At 71.3% G+C, this 24,841-nt stretch carries 23 protein-coding genes; 5 read left to right on the forward strand and 18 right to left on the reverse strand.

The genetic code is table 11. From position 1 onward, the window contains the following. Window positions 1-393 precede the first annotated feature (393 nt). The 14 genes from E1293_RS13930 to E1293_RS13995 form a co-directional block, all read right to left on the reverse strand. On the reverse strand, window positions 394-1,044 hold the full coding sequence (locus E1293_RS13930; RefSeq protein ID WP_132197729.1) for a GntR family transcriptional regulator: 651 nt from the start codon (window positions 1,042-1,044) through the stop codon (window positions 394-396). Further along, window positions 1,041-3,236 (reverse strand): penicillin acylase family protein, encoded by a 2,196-nt coding sequence (locus tag E1293_RS13935; RefSeq protein WP_165978206.1) that lies wholly within the window; start codon window positions 3,234-3,236, stop codon window positions 1,041-1,043. The genes E1293_RS13930 and E1293_RS13935 overlap by 4 nt, the downstream gene beginning before the upstream one ends. Further along, entirely contained in the window at window positions 3,233-4,192 is a 960-nt protein-coding gene (locus E1293_RS13940; protein WP_132197733.1) for an ABC transporter ATP-binding protein, read from the reverse strand. The genes E1293_RS13935 and E1293_RS13940 overlap by 4 nt, the downstream gene beginning before the upstream one ends. Then, window positions 4,189-5,157 carry an ABC transporter ATP-binding protein gene (locus tag E1293_RS13945; protein ID WP_132197735.1) on the reverse strand — a complete coding sequence of 323 codons (969 nt, stop codon included), beginning with the start codon at window positions 5,155-5,157 and terminating at the stop codon, window positions 4,189-4,191. The genes E1293_RS13940 and E1293_RS13945 overlap by 4 nt, the downstream gene beginning before the upstream one ends. Continuing rightward, the gene (locus tag E1293_RS13950; protein WP_132197737.1) at window positions 5,150-6,016 is read right to left on the reverse strand and encodes a polysaccharide deacetylase family protein; all 867 of its coding nucleotides are present in this window, start codon (window positions 6,014-6,016) and stop codon (window positions 5,150-5,152) included. Before E1293_RS13950 ends, E1293_RS13945 begins: the two co-directional genes overlap by 8 nt. Next, window positions 6,013-6,789, reverse strand: coding sequence for an SDR family NAD(P)-dependent oxidoreductase (locus E1293_RS13955; protein ID WP_132197739.1), 777 nt, complete (start codon window positions 6,787-6,789; stop codon window positions 6,013-6,015). The genes E1293_RS13950 and E1293_RS13955 overlap by 4 nt, the downstream gene beginning before the upstream one ends. Beyond that, the gene (locus E1293_RS13960; RefSeq protein WP_207938841.1) at window positions 6,786-7,646 is read right to left on the reverse strand and encodes an ABC transporter permease; all 861 of its coding nucleotides are present in this window, start codon (window positions 7,644-7,646) and stop codon (window positions 6,786-6,788) included. The genes E1293_RS13955 and E1293_RS13960 overlap by 4 nt, the downstream gene beginning before the upstream one ends. Beyond that, window positions 7,643-8,620 carry an ABC transporter permease gene (locus E1293_RS13965; RefSeq protein ID WP_132197741.1) on the reverse strand — a complete coding sequence of 326 codons (978 nt, stop codon included), beginning with the start codon at window positions 8,618-8,620 and terminating at the stop codon, window positions 7,643-7,645. The genes E1293_RS13960 and E1293_RS13965 overlap by 4 nt, the downstream gene beginning before the upstream one ends. 1 nt (window position 8,621) lies before the next feature. Then, on the reverse strand, window positions 8,622-10,133 hold the full coding sequence (locus E1293_RS13970; protein ID WP_132197743.1) for an ABC transporter substrate-binding protein: 1,512 nt from the start codon (window positions 10,131-10,133) through the stop codon (window positions 8,622-8,624). A gap of 88 nt (window positions 10,134-10,221) precedes the next feature. Continuing rightward, entirely contained in the window at window positions 10,222-11,439 is a 1,218-nt protein-coding gene (locus tag E1293_RS13975; RefSeq protein WP_132197745.1) for a threonine synthase, read from the reverse strand. 614 nt (window positions 11,440-12,053) lie between these two features. Then, window positions 12,054-13,592, reverse strand: coding sequence for a serine/threonine-protein kinase (locus E1293_RS13980; protein ID WP_132197747.1), 1,539 nt, complete (start codon window positions 13,590-13,592; stop codon window positions 12,054-12,056). A 91-nt stretch (window positions 13,593-13,683) separates the two neighbouring features. Further along, window positions 13,684-14,160 (reverse strand): nuclear transport factor 2 family protein, encoded by a 477-nt coding sequence (locus E1293_RS13985; protein WP_132197749.1) that lies wholly within the window; start codon window positions 14,158-14,160, stop codon window positions 13,684-13,686. Between the two features lie 77 nt (window positions 14,161-14,237). Beyond that, window positions 14,238-14,489, reverse strand: a complete 252-nt coding sequence (locus E1293_RS13990) for a DUF4873 domain-containing protein (RefSeq protein WP_132197751.1) — start codon at window positions 14,487-14,489, stop codon at window positions 14,238-14,240. A gap of 88 nt (window positions 14,490-14,577) precedes the next feature. Then, complete coding sequence (locus E1293_RS13995; RefSeq protein WP_132197753.1) at window positions 14,578-15,798, reverse strand: N(5)-(carboxyethyl)ornithine synthase; 1,221 nt, start codon at window positions 15,796-15,798, stop codon at window positions 14,578-14,580. Between the two features lie 648 nt (window positions 15,799-16,446). Between E1293_RS13995 and E1293_RS14000 the strand changes: the two genes are divergently transcribed. The 5 genes from E1293_RS14000 to E1293_RS14015 all read left to right on the forward strand — a co-directional run bounded on the left by E1293_RS14000 (window position 16,447) and on the right by E1293_RS14015 (window position 22,816). Then, window positions 16,447-18,894, forward strand: coding sequence for a hypothetical protein (locus E1293_RS14000; RefSeq protein WP_132197755.1), 2,448 nt, complete (start codon window positions 16,447-16,449; stop codon window positions 18,892-18,894). Between the two features lie 151 nt (window positions 18,895-19,045). Further along, on the forward strand, window positions 19,046-20,074 hold the full coding sequence (locus E1293_RS14005) for a permease (RefSeq protein ID WP_243716214.1): 1,029 nt from the start codon (window positions 19,046-19,048) through the stop codon (window positions 20,072-20,074). Then, a complete protein-coding gene (locus E1293_RS14010) occupies window positions 20,071-20,808 on the forward strand; it encodes a TIGR03943 family putative permease subunit (RefSeq protein WP_132197757.1) in 738 nt (245 codons plus the stop codon). The genes E1293_RS14005 and E1293_RS14010 overlap by 4 nt, the downstream gene beginning before the upstream one ends. A 384-nt stretch (window positions 20,809-21,192) precedes the next feature. Continuing rightward, window positions 21,193-21,366: a hypothetical protein gene (locus E1293_RS47410; RefSeq protein ID WP_165978207.1), complete on the forward strand. Its 174-nt coding sequence runs from the start codon at window positions 21,193-21,195 to the stop codon at window positions 21,364-21,366. Further along, window positions 21,356-22,816, forward strand: a complete 1,461-nt coding sequence (locus E1293_RS14015) for an acyl-CoA dehydrogenase family protein (protein ID WP_132197759.1) — start codon at window positions 21,356-21,358, stop codon at window positions 22,814-22,816. The genes E1293_RS47410 and E1293_RS14015 overlap by 11 nt, the downstream gene beginning before the upstream one ends. Window positions 22,817-22,824: 8 nt before the next feature. On the opposite strand, the gene E1293_RS14020 is transcribed toward E1293_RS14015, so the two are convergent. From E1293_RS14020 to E1293_RS14035, 4 genes are read right to left on the reverse strand one after another with little or no spacing between them, the layout of a single operon-like run. Then, entirely contained in the window at window positions 22,825-23,409 is a 585-nt protein-coding gene (locus E1293_RS14020) for a GAF domain-containing protein (RefSeq protein WP_243716215.1), read from the reverse strand. 46 nt (window positions 23,410-23,455) lie between these two features. Further along, window positions 23,456-24,040, reverse strand: a complete 585-nt coding sequence (locus E1293_RS14025; RefSeq protein WP_132197761.1) for a GTP-binding protein — start codon at window positions 24,038-24,040, stop codon at window positions 23,456-23,458. Further along, the gene (locus E1293_RS14030; RefSeq protein ID WP_132197763.1) at window positions 24,021-24,395 is read right to left on the reverse strand and encodes a DUF742 domain-containing protein; all 375 of its coding nucleotides are present in this window, start codon (window positions 24,393-24,395) and stop codon (window positions 24,021-24,023) included. The genes E1293_RS14025 and E1293_RS14030 overlap by 20 nt, the downstream gene beginning before the upstream one ends. Continuing rightward, complete coding sequence (locus E1293_RS14035; RefSeq protein ID WP_243716216.1) at window positions 24,392-24,781, reverse strand: roadblock/LC7 domain-containing protein; 390 nt, start codon at window positions 24,779-24,781, stop codon at window positions 24,392-24,394. Before E1293_RS14035 ends, E1293_RS14030 begins: the two co-directional genes overlap by 4 nt. Window positions 24,782-24,841: the final 60 nt, after the last annotated feature.

The raw sequence follows: 24,841 nt of genomic DNA on the forward strand, positions 1-24,841 counted from the left end.
TTGAGATCGCCGTAGCACAGCGTCCGCAGGGGCGTTTCGCGGCCGCGGAGCCCGAACTGCCGGAAGGCCACGGCCGAGACCTGGTTAGCGGCGGTGTTGACTCGGTGCAGGGTGTCGGTCAGCGCCGTCGCCTGGTCGGGCGTCGGCAGCAGCTTCACCTGCACCACCAGCTTCACAGTACGTGACCATATCATTACACTTCAAAGCGGGTCCGGAACCCGGCCCGGCGGCACTGACGCGCCGCGTAATCGGAGAAGCGATTCCTTCCAGCCTGAAGGACTGAGACTCCTTCACGCACGGTCCGGGGGAAAAGCACACGAGCGTAGGTGCTCCATCGTGGCGGACGAGTGACATTCCGCTACTTTTCCCCGATTTCTGACCCCGGCCCGGGTGTCAGGCGGGGAGTGCCGACTCCAAGGCGCGGATCACCTGGGCGACGTGGCGGCGGGTCGCCTGCTCGGCGGCGGCCGTGTCGCCGGCCGCCAGCGCGTCCAGGATCTCCGCGTGCTCGTCGAGGCTCGCCTCCGGCCTGCCCGGCACCGTTATGGTCACGTTCTGGCCCAGTTGCAGCTGGGCGCCGAGCAGGTCCGCGATCCCGAGGAGCCTGCGGTTCGCCGAGCCCTGCCAGATCGCCGTGTGGAACGCCCGGTCCAGGTCGGCGTACCGCGTGACATCGCCGGCCGCCAGGGCCGCCCGCTGCCCGGCCAGCGACGCGCCGAGCCGGTCCAGGAGCCCGGCCGGCCGGGTCCGGGCCACGTCGCGGGCGGCGAGCGCGTCCATCGCCGAGCGCAGCTCGTAGATGTCGCGCATGTCGGCGGCCGTCAGCTCCGCCACGAAGTACCCGGCGTGCTGGCGCCCCACCAGGAAGCCCTCGTGCTCCAGGATCGCCAGCGCGATCTTGATCGGGGTCGGCGAGATGCCGAGCTTCTCGGCGAAGGGGCGCACGGTGACCCGCTGCCCCGGGCGCAGCCGCCGGGTCAGCACGGACTCGCGGACGGCGTCGTAGGCGGAGCGGACGAGATTGTCGCCGGTCTGCTCGCTCACCTGCACGGGTCGCCCTCCGGATGCATCGGGACGAGCGCGTGCCGCTGCCAGGCGCTCAGCTGGTCAGCGTAATGGGCCGAGGCGGGCCGGCCGGACGCTCCGCCGGGAACGACCCAACCGGATCCGGCCAGGTCCGCGAAGTCGAGCACCTGCCGGTACACCGACAGGTTGGTGATGCCGAACGGCGTGCCCGGCGTCCAGCCGTAGGCGCCGTTCTGGATCGTCTCGTTGTCGCCGCCGATCCCGGCCGAGGGCGGGTCGAGCTCGGTGCCGGCCACGGGGTGCAGGGGATGCCGGGCGGCAGTACGGTGCACCTCGCCCCACGGCTTCCACCCGGCCTCCCCGGCCTGCCGCCAGGCGGCGGCGAGCGCCTCCGCGAGCAGCTCGTCCGGCAACCGCCGGGCGGGCCACTCGCCGTCGCGCGGCCAGGTCAGGGACGCGAACCAGCGGCGCAGCACGACCGGCGTTCCGGGCAGGCCGGACGCCATCAGCCACGCCCGGGTGCCGGAGCCGAACTCGCGGTCGAGCAGCCGGCGCGCCACCTCCCGCCGGAAGCCCGCGTGCACCAGGCCGACGGTGCCGCCGGGTCCGAGGTCTCCCTTGCCCGTGGCGAGCAGGAGGCGTGCCTCCTCGGCGTCCCCTTCGAACGGTCCTCGTTCGTCCAGCAGCCGCCCCCACCGCCTGGCCGCGACCGACACGGTGTCGCCCTGCCAGGCGCGCATGTCGGCGGCCGTGGCCGGGCCCGCCTCCGCCGCCAGCTCGTGGATGCGCTCCACCCGGTAGCAGTCGTTGAGCGCGTGCGAGACGAACGGCCGGTCGGCGGCGGTCACGGTGTTGTTGGCCGTGACGAACAGCCCTTCGGGCGGGTCCTCGCCGCGCGGCATCGCGGAGAAGGGCACCAGGCCCGTCCACTGGTGCTCGCGCCGCCATCCGGGCACCGGCACCTGGGTCGCGGCGAGGCTCGCGCGCTCGGGCAGCGTCCCGCGCAGCAGGTAGCCGATGTGCCCGGACGTGTCGGCGGCGACGATGTTGTTGAGCGGGTCGATCCAGCCGTCCTGCGCGTCGAGCAGGTCGCCCACACTGCTCGCGAGCAGCATCCGGCGCAGGACGCCGAACTGCTCGCACGGCCGGTCGGTGGCCGTCCAGCGCAGGGACAGGGCCATGCCGGTGGCGGGATCGCCGTGCACGACCGGGCCGTTCGGGGTCAGGTGGCAGGGTTCGAGGTGGTCTTCGGCACCGCGGACGACGATGCGCTCCTCGCGTACGTCCACGGGGGCCCAGCCGTCCGGGGTGCGCACCTCGCCACCACCGCTGCCACCGCGGAACCGCTCGACGAACAGGTCCTGGGCGTCGCCCGCCGCGTTCGTGATCGCCCAGCCCACCTGCCCGTTGTGGCCGAAGTGCGGGAAGCCGGGGAGCCCCGGGAAGGTGCCCCCGGCGACCGTGAACTCGGGGCAGCGCAGCCGCGCCTGCCAGTAGGCGTTCGGCGCGTCCAATGCGCGGTGCGAGTCGTTGACCAGCAGCGGCTTCCCGGTGGCGGTGCGGTCCGGGCCGAGCACCCAGGCGTTCGAGCCGCCCTCGGCCTCGGCGAGGAACCCGAGGTGCTCGGCCGCCGCCTCCACGTCGGCGCGGGCCGCTTCGAGCAGCCGGGCGCGCGGGTCGCCGTCCGGGATCCGGTCCAGCGGCGGCACCGTGACCCGCATGCCCGGCAGCGGCCGGGGGTCCAGCTTCGCGGCCGCCGCCGCGCCCGCGGTCGCGCGCAGCACCGCCCTGGCGATCTTGTACTGCCACACGCCCATCAGCACGTGCCGGATCTTGAACGCCAGGACGGAGTCCACCGGCGTCCAGCCCTGCCAGGACGTGCCGGCGTGCTCGAACTCGTCCGGGAGGCCGTGCTCGGCGACGTGGGCGTTCACGCCCGCCGCGTACCGGTCGAACGTGCGCCGGGTGCGGTCGTCCATCGCGGCGACGTCCCGCTCGGCGGCGTCGGTGAGCCGCAGGCGGCGGGCGAGCCGGTCCGCGGGCAGCGCGGACGGTCCCACGACCTCCGCCCACCGGCCGCTCGCGCGCCGCCGGTCGTACTCCATCTGCATCAGGCGGTCCTCGGCGCAGGCGCGGCCCAGCTCGAACCATGCCTCGTCCTCCGTCGGCGCCACCACCGACGGGATGCCGTACGCGTCGCGGGTGATCACGCGGGGACCGCCTCGGCCGTCTCGGCGTAGTGGCAGGCCGCGGACCGTCCCCCGGGCAGCGGGCGCAGCTTCGGGTCCTCGGTCCGGCACCGGTCGGTCGCCAGCGGGCAGCGCGGGGCGAACGCGCAGCCGGTGCGCTCCGCCAGCGCCCCGCCCGCCTCGCCGAGCCGCTGCAGCGGGGCTCGGTTCTCCCGCACCCGGGGACGGGGCGCGGCGGCCAGCAGCAGCTGCGTGTAGGGATGCCGCGGGTCCGCGAACAGCTCCGCGGTGTCGCCCTCCTCGACGATCCTGCCCAGGTACATCACCGCGACCCGGTGCGCCAGGTGCCGCACCAGCGCGAGGTCGTGGCTGATGAACAGGTACGTCAGGCCGCGCTCGTCCTGGAGGCGCCGCAGCAGGTTCACCACCTGCGCCTGCACCGAGACGTCCAGCGCGGACACCGGCTCGTCGCACACCAGGAACTCCGGCTCCAGCGCGATGGCCCGCGCGATCGCGACGCGCTGGCGCTGGCCGCCGGACAGCTCGTGCGGGTAGCGGCCGGCGAGGTCGGGGGAGAGCGTGACCGTCTTCAGCAGCTCCCGCACCTTCGCCTTGGCGTCGCCCTCGACCCGGTGGACGCGCAGCGGCTCCGCGATGATCTGCCCGACGGTCATCCGCCCGTTGAGGGAGTCGTACGGGTCCTGGAACACCGGCTGCATCCGGCGCCGCAGCGCCCGCAGCCCGCGCTTGCCCAGCGCGTGCACGGACTCCCCGCCGACCTCGACCGTGCCCTCGTCGGGACGCTCCAGCCCCAGCAGCAGCCGCCCCGTCGTCGACTTGCCGCAGCCGGACTCGCCCACCAGCGCCAGCGCGGTGCCCTGCTCGATGCGGAGCCCGGCGCCGTCCACGGCCGCGACCGTGCCGCCCCGTACCGCGTACCGCTTGACCAGTCCTTCGGCGACCACCAGTTCACTCATCGCGCGTCCTCCGCCCCTGCTTCGGTTTGTGCGTCGGTGTGCGGATGCCAGCACGCCACCCCTGCCTCCAAGACGGGCGCGGTGGTGCACGCGTCGTCGGCGCGCGGGCAGCGCGGCGAGAACGGGCAGCCCTCGACCACCTCTCCGACGGCGGGGACCTGGCCGGGGATCGACGGCAGCTCGCCGGAGACCGGCCGGTCCGGGTCGGGAACCGAGCGCAGCAGCGCCGCGGTGTAGGGGTGCTGCGGCTTTTCCAGCACCTCCCGGACGGTCCCGGTCTCGACCACCCGTCCCGCGTACATGACGGCGACCCGGTCGGCGATCTCCGCGACCACGCCCATGTCGTGGGTGATGAACAGCACGGCGGTGTCGCGGGTGCGCTCCCGCAGCAGCGCGAGCACCTGCGCCTGGACGGTGACGTCGAGCGCGGTCGTCGGCTCGTCCGCGATGAGCAGGTCCGGCCGCGCGGCCAGCGCCATCGAGATCATCACGCGCTGCCGCATGCCGCCCGACAGCTCGTGCGGCATCTGCCGCGCCCGCTCCGGCGCGTCGGTGATGCCCACCGACTCCATCAGCTCGACCGCCGCGCGGAACCTGGCGGAGCGGCGCATCGGCGTGTGGATCGCCAGCATCTCGGCGATCTGCGTGCCCACCCGGGTGGTCGGGTTCAGCGAGCTCATCGGGTCCTGGAAGATGATCGACACGCGGTCGCCGCGGATGCCGCGCAGCTCCCGCTCGCCGAGGCCGACCAGCTCGGCGCCGTCCAGGCGGGCGGAGCCGGACACCCGCGCCCCGTCCGGCGCGAGCCCCAGCAGGGCGAGCGCGGTCAGGCTCTTGCCGCAGCCGGATTCGCCGACCACGGCGACCGTCTCGCCGCGCCCGACGCGCAGGTCGACCCCGCGCACGGCCTCCCGGCCGGTCCCGAAGTCGACGCGCAGGTCCTCGATGTCCAGCAGTTCAGTCATGGTCCGGCCTGCCCAGGTCGTCGAGGGAGATGTCGAAGCCGTCGAGGGAGATGCCGGAGCCGCCGGCCCGCTCGCGGTGGTGCTCGGCGAGCGCGCCGGCGGTGGCCGTGCACAGCGCGGGATCCGCGACGACGGGGGCGAGCAGGGATTCCAGCGCGTCCACCCGCGCCGGCCGCCCGGACAGCCACGGATGCACGGTGATCATGCACAGGCTGCCGTGCCGCCCGGCGGCCTCGATCTCGGCGGCCCAGCCGCCCCGCAGCGCGGGCGCCGTCGCGGGCGGGCGCGGGTCGCCGCCGACGTAGCGGTAGTAGGGCGCGTCGTCGGTCGCCCAGTCCACCGGCACCTCGACCAGGCCGTCCACGAGGTAGGGACGGTCGTCGCCCATCAGCGAGCTGTCGTAGCCGATGCCCAGCTCGTGCAGCACGCCGAAGATCGTCTGGTTCATGTCCCAGCTCGGCGACCGGTACCCGGCCGGACGGACGCCGGAGATGCCGGCGAGCGTGTCGGCCGCCCTGCCGAGGGTCCGCGCGAGATCGGACCGGTCGAGCGTGGTCGGCGGCTCGTGGCACCAGCCGTGCAGGGCGAGTTCGTGGCCGCGCTCGGCGATCTCGCGGACCTGCCAGGGATAGCGGTCGGCGATCCAGCCGGGCACGAACACCGTCGCCCGCAGGTCCAGGTTGTCCATCATGGACAGCAGGTTCGCCAGGCCGCGCCGCGGACCGTACCGGCGCTGCTCCAGCTCGCCCACGGCCTCGCCCGGCTGGTTCCTGGTGCGCCACAGGTGCGGCGACTCACCGTCGAAGTCGATGGTGAAGCACACGGCCGCGCGTGCGCCCGCGGGCCAGGGGTAGCTCATGGCGTGCCTTTCGCCGGGGTGAAGTCGCCCGCCGTCCGGCCGCCGTCCACGTCCAGGGTCGTGCCGGTGACGAACGACGCCGCGCTCGAACACAGCCAGAGGATCGCCGACGGCGCGTCCCCCGGGCCCGAGGTGCGGTGCAGCGGGATCGCGGCGGTCATCTTCGCGACATGCTCCGCGGGCAGGGCGCTGACCTCGCTGCCCGGCGCGAACCCGGGGCCGACGGCGTTGACCCGGATGCCCGCCTCGCCGCTCTCCAGCGCGAGCCAGCGGGTCAGCATCTCCAGCGCCGCCTTGGTCGCCGAGTACACGCCGCCGGTGCGGGTGGGACGCTTCGCCGCGCCCGAGGAGAGGTTCACGACGCTCCCGGCCGCCCCGGCCGCGGTCATCGTGCCGATCACGTGCCGGGCGAGCTGGTACGGCGCGATGACGTTGACGTCGAACAGCCGCTCCACCTCGGCCCGCTCCGTCTCGGGCAGCGGGGTGCGCGGATAGATGCCCGCGTTGTTGACCAGGATGTCGGCGGTGGGCCAGCGGGCGTCGATCGCCTCGGTCAGGGCCGTCACGCCGTCCCCGGTGGACAGGTCGGCGGGGACGGCGTGCGCGTCCAGCCGTCCCGCCAGCTCGGCCACGGCGCCCGGCCGGCCGTCGGTCAGCAGCAGGTCGGCGCCCTCGGCGGCGAACGCCTCCGCGGTCCAGGTGCCGATGACGCCCGCCGCCCCGGTGATCACCACCCGCTTGCCGGCGAACTCGCCGCGATAGTCCGGAATCATGCCGGTTGCCTCCGTGCCTGCCGCCGCGTTCCGCGGCGGGCTTTCGGTATCTCGGTGCGTTTTGCCGGGTCCAGCCGGTCGCGCGCGGCGTCGCCGAGCAGGTTCGCCGCGAGGACCAGGACGAACAGTGCGATGCCGGGGAAGGCCGCCAGCCACCACGCCGAGGCGATGTACTGCTGCCCGTCCGACAGGATCGAGCCCCACGACGCGGTCGGCGGCTGCACGCCCAGCCCGAGGAACGACAGCGACGCCTCGTAGATGACCATCAGCCCGAGTTCCAGCGTGCCGACCACGATCGCCACCGGCAGCACCTCCGGCAGGACGTGCCGCAGCACGATCCACCACGCGGGCGCGCCGGTCGCGGTGGCGGCCGTGACGAACCCCCTGCCGCGCGCCTGCAGCGTCGCGGAGTGCGCGACCCGCGCGTAGCGCGGCCAGCGCACCAGCGCGAGGCAGACCACCACGTTCAGCAGGCTCGGCCCGAGGACCGCCACGACGAGGATCGCCAGCAGGAAGAACGGGACCGACAGCACGACGTCGACCAGCCGCATGATGACCGCGCCGATCCGGCCGCCGCGCCAGCCCGCGATGACGCCGACCGCGACGCCGAAGACGCCGCCGGTCAGCACCGCGCCCGCGGCGACGAGCAGCGAGATCCGGGTGCCGAAGATGACGCGGGAGAGCACGTCGCGGCCCAGCGCGTCGGTGCCGAGCAGATGGCCGCCGCCCGGTGGCAGCAGCCGCCGCGCCAGCGTGACCGCGTTCGGGTCGTCCGGTGCCAGCAGCGGCGCGAAGACCGCCGCGACCACGTACATCACCAGCACCGCCAGCGGGATGAGCATCGTTCGCCGGTTCACGCCGCACCTCCGACCGTCACGCGCCGGTCGATCACGCCGTAGAGCAGATCGGTCAGCAGGTTGATCCCGATATAGACGGCGGACGCGAACACCACGATCGCCTGCACGACGGGGAAGTCGCGCGCGGACACCGACTGGATGGTCAGCTGGCCGAGCCCCGGCCAGGCGAAGATCACCTCGGTGACCACCGCGCCGCCGAGCAGGTTCGCCAGCTCCAGGCCGGCCACGGTCAGGACGGGGATCGCGCTGTTGCGCGCCAGGTGGCGCAGCACGATCCGGCCGGTACCCGCGCCCTTCGCCCGGGCCGTCCGCACGTAGTCCCGCGACAGCTGCTCCAGGACCGACCCCCTGGTCACCCGGGCGATCGCCGCGGCCGACAGGGAGGCGAGCGTGACGCTCGGCAGCAGCAGCGACAGCGGCCCGTCGTAGCCGGTGGACGGCAGCCAGCGCAGGCCCACCGAGAACACCAGGATCAGCAGCAGGCCCGTCCAGAACGCCGGCATCGCCTGCCCGACCAGGACGACCGGCATCAGCGCCCGCTCCTGCCAGCGACCGCGTTTCAGCGCGGTGACCACGCCGACCGTCACCCCGAAGACGATCGACAGGAGCAGCGCCGCGACGGCGAGGTTCGCGGTGTAGGGCAGCCGTTCGGCGATGAGCTCGGTCGCGGGCCGGTTCTGCACGTAGGAGAAGCCGAGATCGCCGTGCACCGCGCCGCCGAGGAACGACAGGTACTGCCGCCACAGCGGATCGGTGAGGCCCAGCTGCTCGCGCACGCGCTCGATGTCCGCGGCGCTCGCGCCCTCCGGCACCAGCAGCCGGGCCGGGTCCCCGGACAGGCGCAGCGCGAAGAAGACGATCGTCGTCACACCGAACAGCGCGAGGACGGCCTGACCGAGGCGGCCCGCGAGGTAGCGGGGACCGGCCGGGAGGGCGCGGACCCGCCGCCGCGCGCTGATCGCGATGGCCGCCATCTCAGCTCACCTTCATCTGGTCGAGGAACAGGCTCTCCACCGCGTCGGGCGTCCACCGCAGCCGCGTGTTCGCGCCGTAGATCGCGTACGTCTGGAACAGCCCGACGCCCGGCAGGTCGCGGGCGAGCACGTCGAACGCCTGCCGGTACAGCGCCTTGCGCCGCTCGGGGTCGGTGGTCTCCCGGCCCTGCTGGACGATCCGGTCGAAGTCGCGGCTGCTGTAGGAGCTCCAGATCTCGCCGGTGTGGAACAGCGGATACAGGACGCCGTCGGCGTCCAGGCACGAGCACGACCATCTGCCGAACCGGATGGAGCCCCAGTCCCGCGACGGGTCCTGGACCTTCTTCAGATAGGTGGCCTGGTCGCTGTTCCGGATCTCCACGCGCAGGCCCACCGCGGACAGGTCGGCCTGGATGGCCTGCACGATCTGCGGGTCGAACGACGGCGAGGTGGCCATCACCAGCTTCGCCCCCGCGGCGTCCGCCTCGCGCAGCAGCTGCTTCGCGTGCGCCGGATCGTGCCGGTACCCGGGCCGGGACGTGTCGTAGCCGAAGGCCAGCGGGGTGACCAGCGAGTTGATCGGCTTGGCGTAGCCGCGCTGCAGGTTAGCGATGAGCGCGCGGTAGTCGATCGCTTCACTGATGGCCCGGCGCACCCGCGGGTCGTTGGACGGGCCGCCCTTGATGGTGTTGAACGCGAGGTAGGCGACGCGTTCGGTGGGCGTCGACCGGATGGCGAGGTTCTTGTCGCGCCGGATCTGGTCGGCCGCGTCCGGGGTCAGGCCGGTGGCCAGGTCGGCGCGGCGCGACTGCAGGTCGGCGACCCGGCTCGCCACGTTGGGGACGGACCGGAAGACGGCGGTCCGGATCTGCGTGCGCGGGCCCCACCAGCGCGGGTTGGCGCGCAGCACCACCTCCGACCCCGAGGTCGCCTCCTGCAGCGTGTACGCGCCGGAGCCGACCGGCTTGACCGCGAACTGCTTGTCCCCGACCCGCCGCACATAGGCCTCGGGGACGACCGACAGCGTCGTGAGGTAGCTGAGCAGCGTGGGGGAGGGGACCTTGGTGCGCACCACCAGGTCGCCGCCCTCCGCGGTGGCCTTGGTGATGACGGAGAAGTTCGCGTACTGCTGGCTGCCGTAGTCCTTGTCGAGGATGCGGTTGATCGAGTACGCCGCGTCCCCGGCCGTCAGCGGGCTGCCGTCGCTGAACGTCACGCCGCGCCGCATGGTGAACCGCCACGTGGTCGGCTCGGTCTGCTTCCAGTCCGTGGCCAGCCAGGGGACGACCTTGTTCGTCTTCGGGTCGCGGCGCAGCAGCTGGTCGAAGATGTTGCGGTACACCGAGTAGGTGTCGGTGTCGTACTGCTTGCCCGGGTCGAGGGTGGACGGGTAGTTGGCGGTGTCGATCACGATCGTGCCGGGGCCGCGCTGCGCGGTCGCCGGCTGGATGCCGCACGCGGTGGCGCCCAGGCACAGCGCGGCGGCCACGAGCGCCAGGCTTCGTTGAATCATGGTCACTCTCGTCCGTTCCACTCGATTGGACCGAGCCCAGCAGATCAGATCTAATCCGATCTGCCAAGGGGTGCGCGGCAGAGTTTGCTCAGTCGGACGGGATGGGCTCCGTCCTGGCGAGCAGCGGCGCGTCGAGGTCGACCGTCTCCGGGTACTTGATCCCGGCGCCGGTGTTGAGCACCACGACCTCGTCCTCTTCGCCCAGCCAGTTCGACTCGCGCAGCTTGCCGAGCGCGGCGAAGCAGGCCGCCCCCTCGGGGCAGATGAACGCGCCCTCCAGCCGCGCGAGCTCACGCTGAGCGTCCAGCAATTCCTCGTCGGTGACCGCCACCGCGGTGCCCTCGGTCGCGTAGACCGCGTCCAGGACGAGGAAGTCGCCCAGCGCCTTGGGGACCGTGATGCCGAAGGCGACCGTCCGGGCGTCCGCCGGCGGCACGCTCTCGCGGGCACCCCGCTCGAACGCGTCCACGATCGGGGCGCACCCCGTGGCCTGCACGGCGACCAGCCGCGGCAGCTTCGGGCCGAGCCAGCCCAGCTCCTGCATCTCCAGGATGGCCTTGTAGATCCCGATGATCCCGACGCCGCCGCCGGTCGGGTACAGGATCACGTCCGGGACGCGCCAGCCCAGCTGCTCGGCGATCTCGTAGCCCATGGTCTTCTTGCCCTCAAGGCGGTAGGGCTCCTTGAGGGTGGACACCTCCTGGTAGCCGTTCCGCTCCGGGACGGCGGCCGCGACGAGCTTGCCCGCGTCGCCGATCAGGCCGTCCACCCGGTACAGGTCGGCGCCGCTGACCTGGCATTCCTTCATCGTGATCGGCGGCGCGTCCGCGGGCATCGCGATGAGGCCGGCCAGCCCGGCGCGGGCCGCGTACAGCGCCCAGGCCGCCCCCGCGTTGCCGTTGGTGGGCATGGCGATGCCGCGCACGCCCAGCTCCGCGGCGCGCGAAACGCCGACGGCGGCGCCGCGCGCCTTGAACGAGCCGGTCGGGATCAGGCCCTCGTCCTTCATCAGCAGGCGCGGCACTCCCGCGCGCCCGCCGTAGTTCCGCATCGGCAGCAGCGGCGTCATGCCTTCGCCGAGGGTCACCACATGCTCCGGCGAGCGCACGGGCAGAACCTCGTGGTACCGCCAGAGGTCCGGCGGCCGCGCGGCGATGTCGCCGGGCGTCACCGCGCCCCGGACCCGCTCCAGGTCGTAGCGTGCCAGCAGGGGCGCACCTTCGGGCGACGTGCCCGACACCGCGTCGGCGTCGAACCGCGCCCCCGTCCGGGAGCACTCGAGATGGCTGAGGAACGAGAACGGCATGCGGCCTCCAGTTCGGGCTGACGAATGCCGCAATTTTGGATCCAAAATCCCCCGACCGTCAACCGCGCCTCCACTGGCCGGCGGCTGCCGAACGGGGCGCCCTGCTGCGCGCGGACACCTTCACCGGCCCCGCCGACTGGAGCCGCGTCCTCTCCCGCGACCCGGCGACGGCTACGGCCCTGCTGGCGCCCCTCTGCGCCGGCGCAGCCCTGCCAGGCCTGCTGCTCAGCCCTTCCACGGCGCAGCCGCCCGGTGACGTCCTGCCGGCCACGGCGCTGGGCAACGCCCTCCGCGCGGGGGAAATGCGCGCAGGGGAATCCTACGGTCTCAGCACGTCGGCCTCTGGCGGCCATCGCTTACAAGGGGGCGGTCATCTCGGCGGAGAAGGAGCTCTTCCGGCGCATGTCCACGCTGCTGGAGGGTGGCATGGTCCGCCTGCCCCAGGGAAACTCCGCGGCATTCTCGCCTTCGGTAAGCGTCCGACCTCGTCCCCAACGATGCCAATGGCCATGGCGACGCCTTCATCGCCACCCGAGGGTGAGGCCTGAGAGCGACTGACGAAGGCGGCCCGCACGCACACGATGTGCGGGCCGCCGGCGCCCGTGACCGTTCGCTCAGCGGCGGGAGAACTCGGCTCTGAGCCTGCTCGACCAGATGAACGCCTGGGTGCCGAGCCAGATCAGGCCCAGGAGCATGAGCGGGGCGATGAGGGGGCCGTTGTGGTCCGAGTCCAGGTCCAGGCCCGACCCTGCCAGCTCGTAGACGGGCACGACCCAGACCAGGGCCACCAGGCCTTCGACGAGGACGGCCATGGCGAGCAGGGCATGGCGGGCGGACGGGACCGCCACCCGGCCGGCGAGCGACGGGTTCGCCGCGGTGAAAGCGAACATCAACGCGAGCGCGCCCAGCACCCAGGAGATCTCGAATCCGACGTTGGGCTCGATGACCGGGATGCCGCCGGACCGGTGGTGCGCGTACACGCTGAGGGTTTCCAAGTGGAGGCCGCCGAGGATCGCGAACACGAGGATGAGGACGAGCGCCGGCCTGTGCGGCAGGAACCACAGCCCGCACATGACGATGAACGCCACGACCGCGGGCAGCAGCAGAATGATCGATTCTTCCGAGAGCAGCTCGATGGGAGGTGTCGTCTTGGTGTCCTTCCACGGCCCGGCCAGAAAGGCGACGACGGCGAGCGCGGCCCACAGGAGGGCGGCCCTGACCAGGGCCGTTCGGTGGCGCCGGAGCGGGATGTCGCTGGTGGGCGGATGAAGGAGCGCGGTGCGGGGCGGCCGGTGGGGGACGGGCGGCCCGACATCGGCCGCGGTCTCGGCGGTGGGATGCAGGACGGCGTTGAGCAGGTCGCGGACCTGGGCGGGGGAGAGCCGCTCGTCCGGGTCCTTGCGCAGCAGGCCGTTCAGGGCCTCCGCCAGCGGGCCGCCGCACCGGGGCGCGGGCGGCCGCCGGGTGGCGATCGCGACGAAGACGGCTCCATGGCTGGGCCCGTCGAACGGGCGGCGGCCCTCGACCGCCGCGTACAGGCTGGCGGCCAGTGACCACAGGTCCGAAGCCGGGGTGACGGACTTGCCCTCCACCTGTTCGGGCGACATGTAGGCGGGCGTGCCCAGCACCATGCCCGAACGGGTGATGGTGACGTCGCCCTCCAGTGCGGCGATGCCGAAGTCGGTGAGCAGGACCCGGTCGCCTTCGAGGAGCACGTTCGCGGGCTTGACGTCGCGGTGGACGATGCCCTGCGCGTGGGCGGCCGACAGGGCGTCCAGCATCGCGAGCCCGATCGCGGCGACCTGGCTCGGGGGAAGCGTCTTCCGCTCGGCCAGCAGCTGGTCGAGGGAACGGCCGCGGACCAGCTCCATGACGATCCAGGGACGGCCGTCGTCGCCCATCACCCGGTCGTAGATGGTGACGATGCCGGTGTGCCGCAGGCGGGCGGCCGCGCGGGCTTCGCGTTCCATCCGGGCGTACCAGACGCGCCGCTCCTGGTCGGCGACCTGTGCGGGCACCCGGAGCTCCTTGACGGCGACCTCGCGGTCGAGGTCGATGTCATGGGCCCGCCACACCGCGCCCATGCCGCCCTGGCCGATCAGGCCGAGATTCCGGTACCGGCCCGCCAGTACCCCGTCACCGTCCCAGCCCATGATCGAAATCTATCGGTGCCGACCCTCCGGAAGAAGGGGATCCGGACAACTGGCAGACATCCATGTCTGTTTGGTCGCCCGGTGCCGCAGGTCAGGTTGCCGGGGCCCAGCGGTCTGCCATCAGCCTGAAGCTGGGCACGTCATCGAGCGACACCGAGTACTCGTAGGTCCTTTCGTAGCCGATGCTGCTGATTCGCCACTTGCCGTCCGTACAGCGCCGGTACGCCTCCTCGTAGAAGGCCGATCCACGGATCATCACCCGGAACTCCTTGGCGATGACGGTGTCCTCCAGGCACCAGATGCCCTCGGCCTCGTCGCCGTCGACTCGGATCTCGGGCTGGCCCGCGAAATGCACGGTGATGATCTCGGGCCCGAGGTTGGTGCGCATGTAGTCGACGATGGCATCACGGCCGTCCAGGCGCAGTGGCTCGCCGACCGCACGGGTCCCGTAGGCGCCCACGGCGTCCTCGGTGAGGGTGTCGGCGAACTCGTCCCAGTCCTTCAGGTCCAGGCAGCGCAGGTAGCGGTACTTGGCCTGACGGATCTCTTCCAGGGCGTCCAGGTCCATGCGACGTAGCTTGCTCGCCGCCGCCCCCAATGACAAGAACGTGTTCTAATTTCTCTGGCGAGAGGCCGGGGGTCTGCTCAGGCGAAGGGCGGTGGACCGCTTCCGACCAGCGTGATGACGTCGGACCAGACCGCCGAATCACCGAGCGTGACCTGCGCCTCGCGCCCGTCCGGAAGTCGCAGCGTCCGGTCGTGGGGGCCGTCGGCATCGAAGTCGCCGACGGTCACGGTCCCGGACCACTCCCGCTGCTTGGCGCGCAGATCGACGTAGACCTCGGCTTCGGCTCCGCCGCTGCTGATCAGGGTGGCGGGTCCCCGGTAGCGGCTCACGCCTGGGCCTTCTCAGCAGTGCCGGCATGGAGTGTGCTCATGAAGACGCACCATAGCGTCCAGGTCGGACGGCGCAGCCGGGCGCTGGTCACCGCAGATCGCGGGGGACGGCCGTCGTCGTGTGCGGATGCTCGGGGGAGCGGTGCTGGAACGACAGGACGGCGGGGTTCTGGACGACGCCGTCGCGGATCTCGACGGCCCGCCGGACCGTGTTGTCGGTGTCCCAGGCGGCGGGGCCCGTGAGGACCGTCGACAGGTGCGGTATCAGGGCTTGGCCGATCTCCCAGGTCGCGGAGTCCCACAGGTAGGAGGGGCTGTGGTCGACACCGTAGTGGTGGATGTTGTGGCCGACGGTGAACATGGGGTGGGTGAACGTGGTCGGACGCGCCCATTCGAAGCCCATTCCAGCGTCGCATGAGACGTCGACGATGAGGGTGCCGGGGGAGAAGCGCCGCAGGTCGTCGTTCGTGGCGAACATCAGCGGTGCGGCGGTGTCCTGCAGGACGCAGTTGACGACGATGTCGTGCCGGGCGAGGAAGGCGGCCGTCGTGATCGGGCCGTCATCGGTGAGGACGCGGGTCTGAGCGGGGGCCCCGGGGTCACGTTCGAAGTGGACGATCTGTGCCGAGTGGATGGGCGAGCCAACGGCGCTGACGCCCCGGTGGGTCAGGACGTGGACGTCGTGGATCCCATGGGCGTTGAGGGCGGTGACCGCTCCGCGTGCGGTGGCCCCGAAGCTGATGACGGCGGCGCTGCGCCGCCGCCCGTAGGCGCCGGTGGATCCGGTGAGGGCGAGCGCGTGCAGGACGGAGCAGTAGCCGGCGAGCTCGTTGTTCTTGTGGAAGACGTGCAGGTTGAACCCGCCGTCCGCAGCCCAGTGGTTCATCGCCTCGAACGCGATCAGTGTGAGCCGCCCGTCGATGGCGGCCTGGGTGAGTTCCCGGTCCTGGACGCAGTGGGGCCAGCCCCACAGGATCTGGCCGGGGTGCAGCTCCTTGAGGTCGTGGGGCTGCGGCTTGAGCAGCAGGACGACATCGCAGCGGGCGATGAGCCGGTCGCGGGGGAGCAGCCCGGCGACCTGGGGGGCGAGTTCCTCGTCCGGGATGCCGAAGCGTTCGCCGTAGCCCTGTTCGAGGTAGATGCGCGACCGCAGGCCAGGGGCGATCCGCTGGAGGTGCAGCGGATGTATCGGCTGCCGCTGCTCGTTCTCCTTGGCCGTATGCGCCAGGACGCCGAGGGTCAGGCGGGGCTCGGGGTTCGGTTGCGCGGCGGTGGCGCCGGAACGATGAGGTTCATTAAAGACCGACAAGATGTCCCCTCTCGGGGGGAGATGCCGGTGGGGCGGGTCAGCCTCGGGGCTGGATATCGCAGTTCCCCGGCTTATACGACCCTACTCTGGAGATGTCCTCCAAAAGCCTCTGGGGACAGCCGGACGTCGGACCACCTGGAGCACGGGCTCGCGGTACGTGGTTCCGTACGGAGGAGGATGATGGACCCGCGGCGCATCGCCCTCAACCGGCGGCACAGCCAGGAGATGGGTTCGCTGTTCGCGAGATTCCTGGACGCTCGTCCAGATGTCGAGTCCGAAGTTCACGGGGCCCGGATGACCGACGAGCAGGAGGCCGCGTGGACGCGGTTCAGTGCCGGACTCCTTCGTCGTCATCAGTCCGAGCGCTCGGCTCTCGCGGATGTACTCGAAGCCGAACGGCGCCTACGCGAGGTCCGCGACCCCGTTCACGGTCAATGACGCGGCGGCGCAGCAGGTCTGGGTGGTCCATCGGGCTGGGCGCCGCCGGATCGGCCGGGGGGTTGACGGTGCCGATGGGGCCTTTTACGCTCCAGAAAGCGCTCTCTGGAAGCGCTTTCTGAGGAGGTTCGCGGAGGAAAGCGCACTGTTCGGCCTCTCGATGATCACAGCACCGGATCGAGTCTCGATCGGCAGCAAAGGAGCAAGGACATGGAGACGGGACGGCGCGCGTTCCTCGCGGGGACGCTGGGAGCGGCGGTGGCGGGCGCGGTGCCCGTATGGGCGGCGCCCGCATGGGCCGCGCAAGGACGGACGACCGGAACGCTCCGGCTGGACTTCGGCGGGGCGACACCGGCACCGGCGCCGGGCTACGTGCGGGCGGGGACCGAGACCTACACCGAGGCGCGAGGATACGGCTGGGTCTCGGCGGCCGGGCTTAAAGTCCGCGACCGGGGCGGCGATGCTCCGCAGCGCGACTTCGTGTTCGGCACCGATGCGCGCGTGTTCCGGATCGGGGGACTGGCACCGGGCCGCCACCGCCTGCGCGTCCTGTCCGGCGACCTGACGTTCGCCGACCACTTCACCCGGCTGACGGTGCCAGGGGTGGACGGCGGCGAGCCGCTGCCGGTGCTGCATCCGAGCTACGCGCAGTTCGCCGAGCTCACCGCGACACTCGTCGTGCCGGAGGGCGGCACGAGGATCGACGTCACCTTGGACTCGCCCGCGGGCAACTGGGTCGTCAACGCGCTGGTCCTGGAGCCGGCGCCGGATCCGGAGCCGGTCCGGGTCGCCTTCACTGATGCCCCGATCCGGAGCACCTGGGGGCCGATCCTGGACTCGCCGGATCCGACGGCGCCGCTGCTCGACGGCCACCGGTCGCGGTCCGCGGGCGGTCGGGTCCGCCCCACCGGTCTCCGCCGGAGCGACTACCTGCGGCTGATCACGAGCGAGGTGGACTTCTGGAAGGCCGAGCAGGACGCCGACGGCGCGATCATCGATCCCTACCGGAACCGCGAGTTCCAGTACAGCACGCCCGCCTTCGCCCACGCCGCGGCGGCCCTGGTCGCCTACGCCGGACGCAGGGACCTCCTGAAAGCGGCCGCGCTCGCGCTGGACTGGTCGGCCCGGGAACTCGCGGAGCGCACCGCAGCGGACTCTCACGAGGACTTCTACGCGCCGATGCTCGCCCATGCGATCCGGCTCCTGGAGCCGCATGTACCCGCGACGCGCTCGGCAGCCTGGAAGCATGACATCGGCCGGTTCGAGCCGTTCCTCACCTACCGTTCGGCCGTCGGGAACAACAACTGGAACATCGTCGCCGCTAGTGGCGAGGCGCTGTTCCAGAAGATGGGTCTTCGGGTGGCGTCCGACCGTTATCCCGAGGCGAGCTTCGCCGCGCAGGGCAGGCATTTCGACACCTCCTACGGGCTTTACCTGGAAGGCCCGATGCCCTACGACCACTTCCCCCGCCTCTGGCTCGGAGACCTCATCGCGCGGGGTTACACCGGGCCGTACCGCGCCGAACTGGCCGAGGCACTGCGCCGTGCCGCCATCACCAGCCTGTTCATGCAGTCGCCGAACGGCGAACTGCCCGCCGGTGGCAGGTCGGCGCACCACCAGTGGAACGAGGCGGAGCAGTGCGTGACGTACGAGGTCTTCGCGGCACGCGCGCTGGCCGCCGGTGACAGGGAAATGGCGGCGTTCTTCAAGCGGGGTGCGCACCTCGCGTTGCGCTCCATGTTCCGCTGGGTACGTCCGAGCGGGGAGATGCAGGTCGTCAAGAACTGGATGGATCCGGCGCAGAGTTTCGGATACGAGTCCTACTCCGGCCATTCCCAGTACAACCTGCTGCCGATGTCGATGCTCGCCATCGCGTACGAACACGCCGCCACGACCGAGGACGTCAAGGAACGTCCCGCCCCCGCGGACACCGGCGGCTACCTCCTGCACATCGAGCCGCTGCACAAGGTCTTCGCGAACGCCGGCGGCGGTTACGTGGAGATCGACACCGCCGGCGACCACCACTACGACGCGACCGGCTTCATCCGGGCGCACTTCTCGGGCCACTCACCGCAGCTCGGGTCGAGCGACTCGTTGCTGGCCGCACCGAGTTATCGGGTGCCGGACGGCCCCAAACCGCCGACGACCGGAATGGGCGTGGCGTGGTTGGTCGGCCCCGGCCAATGGCGCCACTTCGGTGAGCTCGAACCGAGCCTGACCCAGGACGTCGTCGTACATCCGACACGGCTGCGCGGCGACGACGTCAGGTTCACGGTCCGCTACGACGGCGATTTCGGCGGCGGCGTCACGGCGGTCGAGGAGCGCTTCACCGTCACGCCGCGCGAGACCCGGGTCACCACGATCCTCCACGGCTACGACGGGCCGGTGCGGCGCGTGGTGCCGGTGCTGTCCCACGACGGACGCACTCCCGGCACGATCCAGGTCCAGCGGAACGAGGTGCGTGTCTGGCAGCAGGGCGAGCACGGCACCTCCAAGCTCGCCTACGGCATGCCCGGCGCCACGTCATTGCAGGTCGGCAGCGACGAGTACGGCAACCACAACGGCCTGATGCGACTCGCCGCCGGCGAATATCCCGAAGGCGCCGGCACCGCAGGCGTCACCCTCGTCGTCGCCCCGCACGGCGACGGACGGCTCTAACGCCGGCCGCCGATGACCTGACCGTCGAACTTCAGCAGCGGGCGTACCGCGTAGCGGTTGTGTCGACGGGCGGCACGGGCTTGCAGGATGGAGACCGCGCCGAGGGGCGCGGCCACGTCCGGCGGCCCGGGTTCTCTGGGACGATGTCGGCGTGAGTGACCACGCCGGCCTCCGGGAGGCCGAGGACGATCTGCTGCCTCCGGCCGAGTGGGGGCGGGAGCCCGCCTCACCGGGGAGCCGCGCCGCCTGGATGTTCGGTGTGCTGGCGGTCGTGCTCGTCGGCGGACGGATCTGGCTGGCGCCGCACGTGAGCGCACGCGCGCTGGACGCCTGGTCGACGATCTTCGTTGCGGTGTGCGTGCAGGCGTTGCCGTTCCTGGTGTTCGGCGTCGCGCTGTCGGCGGCGATCACCGTGTTCGTCCCGGCGTCGGTGTGGCGGCGGGTGCTGCCGCGCAGGACCGGGGCCGCGGTGCCGGTCGCGGGGATGATGGGGGCCGTCCTGCCGGGTTGCGAGTGCGCGTCCGTGCCGGTCGCGGGCGGGCTGATGGCCCGCGGGGTGGCGCCCGCCGCCGCGCTCACCTTCCTGCTCGCCGCCCCGGCGATCAACCCGGTCGTGCTGGTCGCCACGGCGGTGGCGTTTCCCGGCAGCCCGGAGATGGTGGCCGGCCGGTTCGCCGCCTCACTGATCGTGGCCGTGCTGGCCGGGTGGACGTGGCTGCTGGTGGGCAAGGGCGAATGGATCAAGGCCCCGTCCCGGCCGCGGGCCGACCCGGCCGCCGGGCGGCTGGAGGCGTTCGGCCAGGCGATGCGGCACGACGTCATGCACGCCGGCGGGTTCCTGGTGGTGGGCGCTGCCGCGGCCGCCACGATCAACGTGGCGATCCCCGCGGACCGGGTCGACGCCGTCGCCGGGATCCCCGTGGCGTCGGTGCTGCTGCTGGCACTGCTGGCGGTGCTGATGTCGATCTGCTCGGAGGCCGACGCCTTCGTCGCGGCCAGCCTGTCGCAGTTCTCGACCACGGCGCGGCTGGCGTTCCTGGTGGTCGGCCCGATGGTCGACCTGAAGCTCATCGCGCTGCAGGCGGGGTTCTTCGGGCGCCGGTTCGCCGTCCGGTTCGTCCCGCTGACGTTCGTCCTCGCGGTCTCGGTCAGCGCACTGGTGGGAGGGGTGCTGTCGTGAGCAGGGCCGCGCAGAGCATGCTGCTGGTGCTCATCGGCGCCGCGGTGCTGTGGATCACTGTGGGCAGTGGCGAGTACGTCAACTACGTGCGGCCCGGCTTCCGGTACCTGCTGGCTCCCGCCGCGATCGTGCTGCTGGTGCTCGGTGCCGCCGGTGTCCGCCGGGAGTGGCGCGGCACCCGGGATGACGATCACCCCGCCGAGCACGGCCATGATCACTCGCGCGGGCCGCGGGTGGCCTGGCTGCTGTGCCTGCCGGTGCTGGCGCTGTTCCTGATCGCTCCTCCCGCGCTCGGCTCGTTCACCGCCGCACGCGGCACCGGGCGGACGGCGCCGCCCCCGGCCGCGCCGACGGAGGGATTCCGCCCCCTGCCCCGGACCGGGGCGCCGGTGGCGATGAGCATGGGGGAGTTCATCGGCCGCGGGTACCTGGCGCAGACCGGTGACCCGGCGAGTCTGCAGGGCGTCCCGGTGCGCCTCACCGGGTTCGTCGCCCCCGGCGTGAAGGGGGAGGGCGGCTGGCGGATCGTCCGCCTCAAGATCGCCTGCTGCGCGGGCGACGCGGTCCCGTTCCCGGTGACGGTGCGCGGGCTGCCCCGGCCGCCGTCCGACACCTGGGTCCAGGTCGTGGGCGTCTGGACGCCGCCGGCGACCGGACGCTCCAGGACGGTCGTCCAGGCGGTGCGCGGCCGGTCCCTGCAAAAGATCGAGAAACCCCGCACCCCCTACGAATGATCAGGCGTCCGACCGGTCTTATGCTCAGGTCGGCATCGGCATCTTACGATTGGGCCATGATTTCTGCGGCCGGCCCGCTTTGTTTTCGGGCATCAGGACACGTGGGCCGCGACCGTCCGTGACCACGGGGATCAGATGAAATGGTCCAAGGGGCTGACCTTGTTTTCCTGGGAATGAACGGCCGATTCGGCGATCTCGTCGGTGTAGATCAGGGCGCTGTCCGGCGACCGGGCCTCCGTGCGCGGTAGCCTTGATCGGTATTACGATCGGTTCGGGTGCATGATCCGTCGGCGGCGCAAGCTTGCTGTCCGTAACTGTGTGCAGGTCACAAAGGCGTGAACGCTTTCGCGTCCAATACGGTAAGCATGATGTTCCTTGCGCTTGATGACCGACCGGCTGACCATGACGTATGCCCCGGATCCGGATGATTTGAAAGGCGGTACGTGGCCTGCTGTTTCAGCAGAAGTGAATACCAGCGTGCTCTTGATCGCCGGAACCTGGCAGCGTCCCCCCTTGCCCCTGGCAGGCCGACCCGTGAGCGGACACCATGACGAATGATCTCCTGCCAACGAATGATCTGCTGTCCTTGTCGACGGACGAGTTCATCGCCGGCATCGACACGGTCGCGTCCAAGTTCGACTCCGCGACCTATCCGCAGCAGATCCTTCCCCCCGACAGCTGGGCGCTTCTGGTGCGGGCCGGGGTTCGGCTTCCGACTCTGCCCAAGCAGTACGGCGGACGCGACAGCAGCGTCGAGATGTGCCGGATCGTCGAGACCACATCCGAGTGGAACCTGGCGCTCGGCGTACACGTGATAGTCAACACGGCACTCGCGCTCTTACCCGTCGTGAAGTGGGCCGGAGAAGAGGCCAAACGGGAGATGCTGCCGCGGTTCGCAGGCGGCGATCCGCTGATGGCCGGCCTCGCCGCCACCGAACCAGGTGCCGGCTCGGCCCTGTCGGCCATGGCGACCACGTTCGAGGAGGTGGACGGAGGCTACCGGATCCGCGGGCGCAAGCACTGGCAGGCACTCAGCTCCTCCGCACACTGGTGGCTGGTCCTCGCGAAGAACGCCCACCGCCGTCGCGAGTACGGTTACTTCGTCGTCAAGCGCAGCGAGGGATTCCGCACCGTCGAACTGTACGAGGCGCTCGGCCTTAAGCTGATCGACTACGGAGTCAACGACATCGATGTGACCGTCCCCCGGCACCGGCGGATCAACGCCGAGGAACCGGGCCTGAACTCGGTGGACATGTTCCTGGCGTCGCGGGCGCTGCTCGCGGCGGCGGGATCTGGATTCCTGCGCCGCATCAGCCGCGAGGCCCACACGTACGCCGATGGCCGCCAGATCGGGCGGAAGCCGCAATCCAAGATCGGGTTCGTCAGATACAGGCTCGCGGCCATCGACACCTCCGCCACCATCTGCGAGGCGCTCAACCACTACCTGCAGACGATGCTGGACTTCAAGCGCGACATGACCCCCGCGTTTCCGGCCGTGCAGGCCCTCAAGACCGTCGCCACCGAGCGGGTGATCAGCGCGGCGCAGCACTACCAGCAGCTGACCGGCGCCGAAGGGTACCGCTGCGGATCGCCCACCAATATCGCCGGTCAGGCGTTCCTGGACACCCGGGTCTTCAGCATTTTCGACGGCAACAACGACATGCTCAGCCAGCAGCTCGCCGCCTACTGCCTGACCCGGCGGTCCGGCCGGCCCCTCAGCCGGTTCCTGGCCGACTGGCCGCTCACGGCGCCCGCCGTCAGGGCGCTCCAGGCCGACCTGAGCTTCCTCGACCAGCGCCTGGGCCAGGCACATCAGGTCCTGGCCGGCCGCGTCGTCGGCTACCTGTTCGCGATCGCCCAGGTCGTCAAGTGGGCCGCCGAGACGGGTGCCGACCCGAGACGGGCCCGGCCCGCCATCGAGTTCCTCAGAAATGACATCGCCGGTGTCGCCGCGGAATTCCGCCTGCTGGCCACCGGAGTACTCGACGCCTATGGAGCAGGGCGGTAGGCCGGCGATCAGCCTGGCCGGCCCTCGCGGCGCTGGATCCGGCCGACCAGGTCGGCCGCCCGCTGCTTCATGAGATCCAGTCCGGCCTTGCCCCACGGGCGCGGCTCGTTGTCCACGACGCAGACCGTGCCGAGAACCGTGCCCGTGCGGTCCGTCAGCGGAGCTCCGGCGTAGCTCCGGACCATGAGCTTGTCGACGATCGGATTGCCGGCGAAACGCGGATAGTCGAGAACGTCGTCCAGAATCAGCGCCTTGCGCCGGACGACGACGTGCGGGCAGTAGCCGGCATTGAGGGGTATTCTCGCCCCGAGAATACCGTCCACGATTTCGGCGGCGGCCGGCGGTGTGTAGACACCGCACACGAACTGATCGTCGCCGACGAGGTTCACGAAGGCCACCGGTGTGCTGGGAAGCCCCACGAGCTTTTGTGCGTCCATCGCGACCTGGTGAGCGAACTCATCGAATTCGCTCTCCCGTGCCTGCCCCAGGCCGAGTTCCCGCAGCCGCGCCACGCGCTGGGACGCTTCATGGTCAGGCGGTATCAAGGGACGGGTCGGGAGTTCGTATGCCTGGTCATTGGGCGGATACGTCACGGGGACCTCCAGGTATGGCCGGGTGTGAAAGTCGGCATGAGTATTGTCAGATGGAGACGGCAGGGGCGGCTGTCAGCAGATGCCGGATCAGGGCACGCAGGGCCGCAAGGGCGGAGGAATGGTCCCGCGCGTCGCATACGACGATGGGGACGCGCGGGTCGAGGTTGAGGGCCGTCCGGACCTCGTCGGATCCGTAACGGAACGCGTTGTCGAACTCGTTGACCGCGACGAGGAACCGGGTCCCCCGATTCTCGAAGAAGTCGACGGCCTCGAAGCAGTCCTCCAGGCGGCGGGTGTCGGCGAGCACGATGGCGCCCAGCGCCCCGGCGCACAACTCGTCCCACAGGAACCAGAAGCGTCGCTGGCCCGGCGTCCCGAACAGGTAGAGGACGATCCCGTGCTGCTCGATCGTGATTCTTCCGAAGTCGAGCGCCACGGTGGTGGTGGACTTGCGCTCCACCCCGTCGAGGTCGTCGATGCCGACGCTGGCCGAGGTGATGAGTTCCTCGGTGCTCAGCGGCTCGATCTCGCTCACCGCACCGACGAATGTCGTCTTCCCCACGCCGAAACCGCCCGCAATGAGGATCTTGACCTGGGTGGGGAGCGCCTCGTCAGGCTCGTTGTAGGCCATCGAGCAGCTTCTCCAAAAGGGCTCGGTCGGTGGGATCGGCCGCTGTTCGCGGCGCGTGCGCGTTCATCGCCCGGCCGTCCACCAGATCGGAGATGAGGACCTTGGTGACCACCACGGGAAGCCGCAGATGCGCCGCGACCTCCGCGACCGAGGTCGGCGTGCGGCACAACTCGAGTGCCTTCGCATGCTCCAGATCCAGGGCGGGGGGACGCCGGCCGGCCGCCACCACCAGGGACAGCAGGTCGAGGTCGACGGTCGGATGGGTGCGGCCGGCGGTCACCGTGTACGGGCGCACGAGCAGTCCGGCGTCGTCGTCGAGCCAGACCTCGTCGTCTCCATCGCCTGCGGTGGTCAAGTCGCTGGGTCTCGCTTGCTCGTCGCGGCCGCCGGCCGTGCCGCGGTGTGCAGGAAGGGCCGGACGGCCTTGATCAGCCGGGCCGTCTCGAAGCCGACCACGGCCGGATCGGCCTCCGCCCGCGCCAGCACCGCGAGCACGGAATTGGAACCGGCCCAGGAGATGTACAACTGGCTGGACCTGAGTTCCGCGACGACCTGCCGCACGTCGTTGCTGTCGTCGAACTTCGTCCCGGCGCTGCGGGCCATGGAGAAGAGACCCGAGGCGAGCGCGGCGAGCTGCTCCGCACTGGTGCGGTCGAATCCGTCGGAGGCTTTCAGCATGCCGTCGGACGACAGCAGCACGCTGCCGCGAATGTCTGGAACCTCCTCGCTCAGCGCCCGCAACAGCCAAGCCAGGTCCTGAGGTCGGTTCGGGGAGACGCCACTCAATGGACACTCCTAATC

Origin of the sequence: Actinomadura darangshiensis (assembly GCF_004349235.1) — a bacterium.
Lineage (GTDB): Bacteria > Actinomycetota > Actinomycetes > Streptosporangiales > Streptosporangiaceae > Spirillospora > Spirillospora darangshiensis.